Source organism: Streptomyces sp. NPDC037301 (genome assembly GCF_055602785.1).
This window is the reverse complement of the sequence record NZ_JBVJWD010000072.1, coordinates 16294-25554: the sequence shown is the minus strand read 5'-3', so window position 1 is coordinate 25554 and position 9261 is coordinate 16294. Positions and strand designations below refer to the sequence as shown.

Here is a 9261-nt window from a genome sequence, read left to right as displayed (position 1 = left end):
GGCCCTCCCCCCCCCCCCCCCTCCCCCCCCCCCCCTCCCCCCCCCCCCCCCCCCCCCCCCCCCCCCCCCCCCCCCCCCCCACTTCAACGAGTCGTCTGGCCCTCAAGGCTAGGGCCTCATGGAGGTGTTCTGGTCTATAGGGCCTCTCCGGTGCGAGCTGGGCTCGGGGCGTGGTGTCGGGTCAGCATCGTGGGCCGCCTGTTGTGGGGTCCAGGTGCGTCAGGAAGTCTTCGATCTCACGGATCAGGGTTTGTGTTCCGTGAGGCAGGTCACGTCCGGCTTCTGCCAAAGCGGATTCAACTTTGCCTGCCGCTTCGCGAGGATCGATGCCCCGGCATGCGAAATCACTATCACTCAAGAGTGACGCGATTGTTCCAGCAATATCAGTTCCCCTCCTGTTTCCTTCCGCGCATGCCGGTAGTTGTTTTTGCTGCTCAGATTCGAGGATTTCGAGATAGTCTCGCGCATCCTCATCACCCTTGGCTGCCGCTCTCTGCCACCACGTTCGCGCTTCGGAATCCAAGTCCATGAGTTCAAGGATTTCTGCTACACGACGTGTTTCTTGTGGCCTGGCGCAGTCATCTAGTTCCTTCCTGAGAAGGATTCGGAGTTCGTTGATTGCTCCGACTCGATGATTGCCTTCGGTGACATGTCGCAGGCAGGGAGCGGGGGCCGGGGGCCAGCCCGTGGGCTGGCCCCCCTCCACCTTGGCAGAGTCCTCGCCGATCCGAGAGCTCTTGGATACTGCCTGCTCAGAACCTTCGAGCAGGACCCACAGGGCGAGGAGCCGGATGGTTCCGTGTTCCTTGGGCTGGTGGGGCCAAGTCGGCAGATAGTTCATGCGGTTACCTCCTCGCTGGACTCGTTGATGGACTTCTTCAGGTTGTTGGCGGCGGCTTTGATGTAGCGCTTCACCGACTCCTCCTTGATCTGGAGGCGCTGTGCAACCTCTTCGGTGCCGAGGTCCTGCAGAACACACAGGGTGATTACCTCGCGCTGCCGTTCAGGAAGGCGTGCGACAAGTTCGTCGACACCCTCTTTAATCATTTCGTAGGCGGCCTCGGGAATTCCGATGCCGGATTCTGAATCGGGCACGTCGTGAACCGGTACCGCGACCGTCCGCTTGTTCCGGCGGAATTGGTCGATGACTGCCCGCTTCACCGCGGTGCGGCCGTAGGCGGTGAGCGATCCCTGCTGTGCAGAAATCGTCGCCCACCGCCGGTACATGTTCAGGTAGACGTCCTGCACAGCGTCTTGAGCGCTGTGCAGGTCGCCCGCCTGGGCCCGGGCCAGTCGGGAGAACGCCTCGATGGTCTCGAGGACGAAGGACTCGAAGTCCACTCCCGGTGCGGCCTCACTCACGCAGCCTCCCGCGTGATATTGGCGCGGTCACCGGCCGGGTCGGCGGTGTCCTTGCGGAACAGCCAGGCCGGCTGGCCCTGCTCGAAACGGGCGGCGGCGCCGCCAGCGGGCAGAGACCGCGCCGTCGCAACCATGGTGGCGCGCTGCTCGCGCTCCACCCGGGTCACCAGATGCGCCTTGAGGAGCATCTCCGCGAGGCCACGGACGCGGCGCATCGCATAGAACAGCAAGAGCAACACGGGAAGAGACGCCCCGCCCGCTCCTACCCAGTACGACCAAGTCATCGGACCAGGCCTTCCAGTAGTGACGAACTCGTTGACGAAGGCCAGGGCCTTCATCCGCTTACACGCCGCTGGAGGCCAGATCCGGATGCCGGAGACCAAGATCTTTTCCCAACTTCCCCCACCGGCCCGCTCGTCACACTGTTCCCTCAAGTCACAGCACCAGAAAGCGGCCGGACCCCTCACGCGCTGATCCTGTACCGCGTGCCGGCCGGGCTCCCCCCGAAGACAGCGAAACCGGCGATCCGGAGCGGGGGTCCTGAAAGACCTGACGCCTGGACGGGTCTACCGGCGTCAGACCGGGCGAGGGGACACAGAGGCGGGAGAGATCGCGCTGGGGCTGGATCGCGCGTTACGCACCCGGCCCGTTCCCTCGGGCATAGAGGCCCGCCCGCAGTTCCTCCTCGCAGCGCACCGTGCAGCGGTAGGTGACGAAGAAACCCGGAGCGCGGCGTCCGCAGGGTCCTGCGCAGATCCACGCAGCCGGCTCGCCCCGGCGCCTTCGCCTACCAACGATCACCGAACCTGAACCGTGCGCAGCGCAATTGACACGACCTGATCACCTAACCAACTATCTGACAATTCCGCAGTTCAGACGCCCACCCCAGCCCGGCGCCCCGTAGTCAACGCAGCTGCTGACGCCCCGCAATCACCCATCCGCAGACGCAACGCAAACTGATCAGTGCAGGCCAGACAGTCGACTACTGATCAGAAAGATCGCTCCTGGACAGACGCACTGCGGGAGCTCGGCGTCGAATGGGCGTGACAGCGCCGCCGACCGGGCTGGAGGACGGCACCGAGGTGAGGCTCGGGGTGTTTTTGTCGAACAGTAAGAGCAGGCGCGGCAAGCTCACCTCGGAGAAGCTTCGGGCGCTGGCCGCCCTCGGGCTCGACCGGGCCTGATGACCGGTTTTCCCATCGCCATCCGAACGGCAGGGTGTTGATCTTGCTGTCAGAAGTAAAGGAGATTCTTGTGAACGCAGCGTCGGTGCGGGCACGCTGGGAGGACTTACCGCATGAGGTGCGGGCCTTGGTACAAGCACGGCTTGGGTCGCCAGTGGTGGAGGTCGTCTATCCCGGGGGTGGCTTTACTCAGGGTCTTGCCGTGCGGGTGAGGTGCGCCGACGGCAGTGAGGTGTTCCTCAAGGCAGCGGATCTGGCTGCGGCGATGGCATCGCACTACCGGGCAGAGGCGGTGGTCGGCGAGCATCTCCCGGCTGCGGTCGCGCCGCAGCTCATGTGGTCTTTGGAGGCGAGCGGCTGGATCGTCAACGCTTTCGAGGCGGTCCGGGGAAGGGAACCAGATCTGCGGCCTGGGTCCGCTGACCTGTCCCCCGTGCTGGATGTGGTCGGTGCGCTGGAGCGGGAGCTGACGCCGTGTCCGGTGCCGGCAGTGGGGCGGTCGGGGAGGCCTTGTCCCTGCTGGTCGGCCATTGGGACCGGCTCGCTGCCGCCCCGGAAGGCCCGGATGCCTGGACCGTGGCACGGCGCGCTCAGCTGACGGAGCTGGATGCCCCCGACCGGCTCGTGAAGGCAGCGCTCGGAGACACGCTGGTGCACTGCGATCTACGGGCGGACAACATGCTCGCCGACACGGCCACGGGACAGGTCCGGGTCCTGGACTGGTCCTGGGCTGCGCGTGGAGCGGCGTGGGTGGATGCGGCCTTCCTCGTCCCGCAGTTGATCCTCGCCGGTCACAGCCCAGCCGGAGCGGAAGTGGAGCTCGGGGCCCGGGTGACGGCGTGGCGCGCGGCGGATCCGGAGGCGGTGAACCTGTTCGCGGTGGCGATCACCGGCTACTGGGCATGGCATCACGCACATGGCCCCGGCGGCGCTCTGGGCGCTTACCGGGGCCGGGCGGCGGAGGCCGGCAGGCGGTGGATCGACTACCGGCTCGGCTGAAGCCTGGAGGTGGTGGGGTGGTGGTCGGTCAAGCCGCGGGTGAGGACGGACAGCAGGTGCGGGGCCACGAGGTAGCCCGCTGCGAACGTCATCGTCCGTTCGGTCTGGCCTTCGCTTTCTGCGGCGTTGGGGGTTCTCGGTCGGGTCAGCATGCCGCACACCTGCCTTTGCTCGGTGTCCTACAGGGTTTTCGCGGCTCGGTGTATGAAGGTGTCGAGCACGCCGTCGGCGACCTTGACGTTGCCGTGCGGGCGGGTGGCGCCGGGGATGGTGCGTACCGCGGCCGCCTCCCGCGCGAGCTCGGCCGCTGCGGTGAACGAGCGGGTGGCCTTGCCCTTCTCGCCCTTGGCGCGGTGTTCGAGCCCGTCACAGGTGTACTCAAGGGCCTTGGCCCACAGGGTGAGTGCGTCCAGCCAGGGCTTGGTCTCGGCGGCGAAACCCGGGTCGGTGACGGTTCTGCGGATCTCGGTGGGGGCTTCGGCGAGTGAGCGTGTCTGTGCGCGCAGTGCCGTGACCGCTTGGTGTTTCCTGCCCGTGTGCCAGGATCGTTCGATGGCGTCCAGCCGGGCCTTGAGGGCGGGGGCTGCGGGCTGCCATGGTGTGCCGGTCCAGCTGGGCGCCATGTGCTGGGTGTCGAGGAAGGTCAGCAGGGCGTGGGTGCCTTGCGGGTCGTGGGCGGTCATGTGTGCCGCGGCGCTGTGCCAGGAGTCAGTGGGCCGGTAGGCGCGCGGGTTCCAGGCGTAGTCGGCACCGGTGAATTCGGCGATCTTGCTGGCCGATGCCTGGTTCATGGGGTTGAGCGCGACGCCGCTGAGGTGCTCGCCGAGCCTGGGGGTGCGCTTGGCGTAGGGAGCGAGCAGCAGGCGTCCGGCGGCGTGGTCGTAGTCGTTGGTGGGGTAGTTGTCCCAGAGCAGCACGTCGTGGCCCCACACGTCGGCCGCTCGACGGGTCTGTGCGGTGGTGATGGAGGTGGGCACCACGTCGGCGCCCGTCCACCACACCTGCACGCGGTCGTCCAGGGCGCGGCGCAGGGTCTTCTTGTACGGGGTGTCGGCGAGGTCGCTGTACTGCGTGGGCACGAACTGCAGCGGGCGCATGCCGCGGTGCTGGTCGACAAACTCGCGCTGCATGCGGTTGGTGAGGTCGGCCTGAGCGGCGGCGGCGGACTGCTCCGAGACGGGCCCGTAACGGGCGAAGTCCGCGGCACCGTTCCATACGGGCAGCGGGTGGATGTCGTCGAAGGCCAGGGCGAAGTCCCGGATCCCCAGGTTGTACAGGGACTGGAGCTTGCCGGTCAGGGCCTGGCGGTCGCCCGCATCGTTGTAGGTGATGGACTTGCCCGGGGACAGGACATAGGTGAAGCGCACGTGGTGGTCGGCAGCGCGCCGGGCCAGCTCGGCCAGCTCGCGTTCCAGTTTCCTCGGGTAGCGCTCGCGCCAGCGGTCACGTTCGTACGGGTCGTCCTTGGGCGCGTACAGGTAGGTGTTCAGTTTGACGGAGCCGTAGAAGGCGATCTGGTCCAGGCGCTCCTCGTGGGTCCAGGGCTTGCCGTAGAACCCCTCGACGACCCCGCGCAGCGGCATGGCGGGGTGGTCGACGACCGTGGCGCCTGCTATCCGGCCGCCGGCGGTCAGCTGGGTGAAGGTCTGGGCGGCGTAGAGGACACCGTCGCCGTCGGCGCCCGCGAGCAGCACTTCGATGTGGCCGTCGAGGCTGCTGGTGGTGATCTGGTAGCCCTCAGGCGGCAGTGTCCCGGAGGTGAAGGCATTGCTGCGTCCCAGCTTGTCGGCCATGTGCGGAGCCGAGACGGTTCCGACGACGACGGCCATCGGCCCTGCGGGACGCGAGGCACCGCTGAGGGGAGAGACACGGACGTCGGTGGCACCCGCGCGGCGCAATGCCGCTTTCACCAGAGCGACGGAGCGGGCGTCGGTGCCCTGTGCGGTGAGCAGGTCCACCCGACGCGGCACCGAGAGATCGGGCCCGGTACGGCGTATCTGCTGCGGGGTCGGCGACACCCGTGGCAGGTCATTACCGGTGACGGATGCCCGGGTGATCGAGGGCGCATCGGGGGTACTGCGGGGGCCTACTGCATGGTCGTGCCTCCCCACTGCGTCCAGGGGTGCGCAGCCCGCGAGCAGCAGCCCGCTGCCCAGCCATGCGGTGACGGTCCTGCGGCGGATCATCGGCCCTGCTCCGCGCGGCGGGCACCGAGCAGGGCCCAGGCGGCCAGCAGCAGCAGGACGAGCCAGCTGCCGGGCACCAGGAGGAACAGAGAGGTGGCGACGGAGGAGACCGGGTCGCCCAGTGGCAGGACCAGCCAGTACGCTACGGAACTGGTGAGGATCACCACCAGAGCGGCCAGCGGCCACACCAGTGCCCCCGCCACTTTGGCGCGACCGCTCCATCCGCGGGCCGGCAACCACACGGCCAGGCCGATCAGCCAGCCGACGACGGGCAGCAGGAACCCCCCGAAGACCAGTAGCACTACGGCTGTTGTCTGCGCGGGTGTGCAGCCGCGCGCGGAGGTGCGAGGTACAGCCGGTGCGGGGGCGTCCGGGGCAGGGGGAGGGGGAGGGGGAGGGTTCATGGAGGTTCCTGTGGGTGCGGAGGGTACGGGGGGCCGCTCCTGGCCGGAGGGGTTCCGGCGGGCGGCAGCTCGGCGACGGCGATGATCGCTCACCCAGCCAGCGTTTCTGCGCCTTGTCCGCCGCCTGTGGGCAGAGTATGGACGGACCGTAACAATGCTTCCGGAGAGGGCCTGAGCTGCCCGGATCTGCTGGCAGAGGTAGCCATAATTTCCTTATGCCCAAGATTCTGCTCATCGAGGACGACCAGTCCCTGCGCGACGGCCTTCAGCTGGCCCTGGAGCACCAGGGCCACCGGGTCCACGCCGCTGCGTCCGGCCACGCGGGTCTCACGGCGCTGCGGACAACGCGCACCGACCTGGTCGTCCTCGACCTGATGCTGCCGGACACCGACGGTCTCGAAATCTGCCGCCGCATCCGCGCCTCCTGGCCGGTACCCGTCATCATGCTCACGGCCCGCGGCGACGACTCCGACATCGTGCGCGGCCTCGACGCGGGCGCGGACGACTACGTCGTCAAGCCCGTACGCGGCCGGGTCCTCGACGCCCGTATCCGCGCAGTCCTACGCGGGCAGGACCCCTCACCCGCGACCACAGCCACCGAGATCTACGAGGAGCTCACCGTGGACCGCTCCGGCCTCAGCATTACCAAGAACGGACACCCCGTCGCCCTCACCCCGCTGGAACTACGCCTGCTGCTGCACCTGTCGGCGGACCCCGGTCACGTGTTCGCCCGGCAGGAACTGCTCGAAACGGTATGGGGCCACGACCCGTCGGCCGACGTACGCCTGGTGGACTCCGGTATCGCCCGGCTTCGTACGAAGATCGAGGATGATCCGGCATCCGCCCGCTACATACAGACGGCGCGCGGCTTCGGCTACCGCTTCGGGCCGCTGTGAAGCGCCCCTCGCCGGTCAAGCGCCTCACGCTCGGGCTGCGGGGCCGCCTGATCGCCGGATACCTGCTGGTCGCGGCCATCAGCGTAGTGGCGACGGCGGGATTCACCTACTACCAGGCGCACATCTCGATCCTCCGGACCGGACAGGACACCCTCCTCAACAGCCTGCGGGACACGACCACCACGTTCGCCGACGACCTGCCCTACCCGCCCACCCGCGCCCAGCTCACCTCCTTCGCCGGAAAACTGGCCTCCGGCAGCGGCTTCCGGATCATCACCGTCACCTACGGCACCCAATCCGTGACCTCGGCCCAGGGCGGCCCTGCAATCCCCGAAACCCTCCGCCGTGATGTCACCGCCAACCGGGAACTGACCTTCCAGCGCGTCACCCAGGACGGCACCCCCTGGCTCACAGCCGGCACCCCGATCACCTTCGCCGACAGCAGACAACCGTCCGGCATCGAGGTCTACGGAGCCACCCCGCTGCGCTCCCTCAGCGACGCGAAGGCCGCCGTGTGGGTCGCCTCCCAGTACGGCGCGATCCCCGCGCTCGTCCTCGCCGTGCCGCCCGCACTGCTCGCAGCCCGCGGCGTACTGCGCCCCGTGCGCCGGCTCCAGCACGGCGCCCGACGCATGGCCGACGGCGATCTCACCAGCCGTATCAAGGCCACCGGAAACGACGAACTGGCCGATCTTACCAAGGCGTTCAACGAATCAACCGCCGCACTGGAGACCACGGTCGGTGAACTCCGCAGAATGGAAGCCTCCGCCCGCCGCTTCGCCGCCGACGTCTCCCACGAACTGCGGACGCCCGTCGCCACGATGGTCGCCGTCAGCGACGTCCTCGACGACAGCGCCGACACCCTCCAGCCGGATATAAGCCGGGCGGCCCGCCTGGTCACCACCGAAGCCGACCGCCTCGCACGGCTCGTCGACGACCTGATGGAAATCTCCCGCTTCGACGCCGGCGCCAATACCCTGATCGCCTACGACATCGACGTGGCCGAGGCCGTACGTGCCTGCCTACGCGCCCGCGGCTGGCAGGACAAAGTCTCCACCGACCTCCCCGAACCCCCCGTCACCGCGCGCCTGGACCCTCGCCGCCTCGACGTCGTCATAGCCAACCTCATCGGCAACGCCCTGCGCCACGGAGCGCCGCCCGTGACCGTCCGGGTGACCGCATCCGAGGGCGACGAGGATTGCATACGGATCAACGTCACCGACCACGGCGGCGGGCTGTCTCCCGAGACCGCCGCGCATCTCTTCGACCGCTTCTACAAAGCTGACCAGGCCCGGTCACGTTCCCAGGGCAGCGGCCTCGGCCTCGCCATCGCCTGGGAGAACACCCGCCTGCACGGCGGCACCCTGACCGCAGCCAACGGCCCGCACGGCGGAGCAGTCTTCACCGCAGAATTCCCACGCACCCCCACGGCAGGAGACGGTACGTGACACAAAGCAGCCGCCTCCTTCGCCCTTTTCTCCTTGTGCTCCTACTCGGCCTCACAAGCTGCGGCACCGGTCCGGCGATCGACGCGTCCAAGCCCATGGGAGCCGGCGAGCCAGCCACCGGAATCGTGGCAGGCACCGCCGTCTATTTCCTCAAAGACGGAGCGCTGCACCCCGTCGAGCGCTCCGCCGCCGGCATCACATCACCCACCGAAGCCGTCCGCGCCCTCCTCACCAGCCCCTCACCCGAAGACCGCAAGCAGGGCCTGACCAGCGCACTACCACCCCTGACCGGCACCTTGGAAACTGCCTTGGCCAAGGTGACCGCCACCCCAAACGCCCCCGGGCGGCTGCGCGTCACCCTCCCCTACGACCCGACCACACTCACCCCTCTCGCACTCGGACAGCTCACGTGCACGGCGTCCGCCACAGCACTGGTGGAACTGACCGGCACAGGCCACACCACCCCGGCCACCCACTGCTCCGACTACGCTGTGCGACATCCCGTGAGTTCTCCTGAGTCCCCCTGAGTGAGCCCCTGTGCCCGTGGCCAGGAAGTTGTTCCTCCTCGGGCGCTCTGCGGTCTCGTGACGTAATTTCGGGATTCTTGAAGCGTTCTCACTTGGGTGCGGATCCTGAACTACACCCAGCTGAGGTGACACAGCAACGGGCTCGGGGGGGGGGGGGGGGGGGGGGGGGGGGGAGGGGGGGAGGGGAGGGGGGGGGGGGGGGGGGGGGGGGGGTGGGTGGGGGGGGGGGGGGAGGAGAGGGGAGAGAGGTTCTTG

General features: G+C 68.3%; 11 protein-coding genes. 5 read left to right on the top strand and 6 right to left on the bottom strand.

Annotated features, from left to right (window positions below):
• Positions 1 to 181: 181 nt before the first annotated feature.
• The 3 genes from ACZ7IB_RS44895 to ACZ7IB_RS44885 are packed head-to-tail and all read right to left on the bottom strand — an operon-like array spanning position 182 to position 1601.
• Positions 182 to 841, bottom strand: coding sequence for a hypothetical protein (locus tag ACZ7IB_RS44895; RefSeq protein ID WP_470920828.1), 660 nt, complete (start codon positions 839 to 841; stop codon positions 182 to 184).
• A complete protein-coding gene (locus ACZ7IB_RS44890; protein WP_470920826.1) occupies positions 838 to 1341 on the bottom strand; it encodes an RNA polymerase sigma factor in 504 nt (167 codons plus the stop codon). The genes ACZ7IB_RS44895 and ACZ7IB_RS44890 overlap by 4 nt, the downstream gene beginning before the upstream one ends.
• Positions 1342 to 1358: 17 nt before the next feature.
• A complete protein-coding gene (locus ACZ7IB_RS44885) occupies positions 1359 to 1601 on the bottom strand; it encodes a hypothetical protein (protein WP_470920825.1) in 243 nt (80 codons plus the stop codon).
• A gap of 798 nt (positions 1602 to 2399) precedes the next feature.
• On the opposite strand from ACZ7IB_RS44885, the gene ACZ7IB_RS44880 reads away from it, so the two are divergent.
• Together ACZ7IB_RS44880 and ACZ7IB_RS44875 are read left to right on the top strand one after the other, a co-directional pair.
• Entirely contained in the window at positions 2400 to 2546 is a 147-nt protein-coding gene (locus ACZ7IB_RS44880) for a hypothetical protein (RefSeq protein ID WP_398634584.1), read from the top strand.
• A 474-nt stretch (positions 2547 to 3020) separates the two neighbouring features.
• Complete coding sequence (locus tag ACZ7IB_RS44875; protein WP_470920823.1) at positions 3021 to 3545, top strand: phosphotransferase; 525 nt, start codon at positions 3021 to 3023, stop codon at positions 3543 to 3545.
• On the opposite strand, the gene ACZ7IB_RS44870 is transcribed toward ACZ7IB_RS44875, so the two are convergent.
• Genes ACZ7IB_RS44870 through ACZ7IB_RS44860 form a run of 3 tightly spaced genes read right to left on the bottom strand, consistent with a single transcriptional unit; the run spans position 3530 to position 6135 of the window.
• The gene (locus ACZ7IB_RS44870) at positions 3530 to 3697 is read right to left on the bottom strand and encodes a hypothetical protein (RefSeq protein ID WP_470920822.1); all 168 of its coding nucleotides are present in this window, start codon (positions 3695 to 3697) and stop codon (positions 3530 to 3532) included. The genes ACZ7IB_RS44875 and ACZ7IB_RS44870 overlap by 16 nt on opposite strands.
• Before the next feature lie 27 nt (positions 3698 to 3724).
• A complete protein-coding gene (locus ACZ7IB_RS44865) occupies positions 3725 to 5731 on the bottom strand; it encodes a beta-N-acetylhexosaminidase family protein (protein ID WP_470920821.1) in 2007 nt (668 codons plus the stop codon).
• Positions 5728 to 6135 (bottom strand): hypothetical protein, encoded by a 408-nt coding sequence (locus tag ACZ7IB_RS44860; protein WP_470920820.1) that lies wholly within the window; start codon positions 6133 to 6135, stop codon positions 5728 to 5730. The genes ACZ7IB_RS44865 and ACZ7IB_RS44860 overlap by 4 nt, the downstream gene beginning before the upstream one ends.
• 215 nt (positions 6136 to 6350) lie before the next feature.
• Here ACZ7IB_RS44860 and ACZ7IB_RS44855 point away from each other — a divergent pair, with 215 nt between their 5' ends.
• From ACZ7IB_RS44855 to ACZ7IB_RS44845, 3 genes are read left to right on the top strand one after another with little or no spacing between them, the layout of a single operon-like run.
• Positions 6351 to 7031 carry a response regulator gene (locus ACZ7IB_RS44855; protein ID WP_382297488.1) on the top strand — a complete coding sequence of 227 codons (681 nt, stop codon included), beginning with the start codon at positions 6351 to 6353 and terminating at the stop codon, positions 7029 to 7031.
• Complete coding sequence (locus ACZ7IB_RS44850) at positions 7028 to 8479, top strand: ATP-binding protein (protein ID WP_470920818.1); 1452 nt, start codon at positions 7028 to 7030, stop codon at positions 8477 to 8479. Before ACZ7IB_RS44855 ends, ACZ7IB_RS44850 begins: the two co-directional genes overlap by 4 nt.
• Positions 8476 to 9006, top strand: coding sequence for a hypothetical protein (locus tag ACZ7IB_RS44845; RefSeq protein ID WP_470920817.1), 531 nt, complete (start codon positions 8476 to 8478; stop codon positions 9004 to 9006). Before ACZ7IB_RS44850 ends, ACZ7IB_RS44845 begins: the two co-directional genes overlap by 4 nt.
• Positions 9007 to 9261: the final 255 nt, after the last annotated feature.

Coding starts and splice junctions, on each gene's coding strand:
- ACZ7IB_RS44855 (WP_382297488.1), top strand. CDS start 6,351: ATGCCCAAGATTCTGCTCATCGAGGACGACCAGTCCCTGCGCGACGGC.
- ACZ7IB_RS44895 (WP_470920828.1), bottom strand. CDS start 841: ATGAACTATCTGCCGACTTGGCCCCACCAGCCCAAGGAACACGGAACC.
- ACZ7IB_RS44865 (WP_470920821.1), bottom strand. CDS start 5,731: ATGATCCGCCGCAGGACCGTCACCGCATGGCTGGGCAGCGGGCTGCTG.
- ACZ7IB_RS44880 (WP_398634584.1), top strand. CDS start 2,400: ATGGGCGTGACAGCGCCGCCGACCGGGCTGGAGGACGGCACCGAGGTG.
- ACZ7IB_RS44860 (WP_470920820.1), bottom strand. CDS start 6,135: ATGAACCCTCCCCCTCCCCCTCCCCCTGCCCCGGACGCCCCCGCACCG.
- ACZ7IB_RS44870 (WP_470920822.1), bottom strand. CDS start 3,697: ATGCTGACCCGACCGAGAACCCCCAACGCCGCAGAAAGCGAAGGCCAG.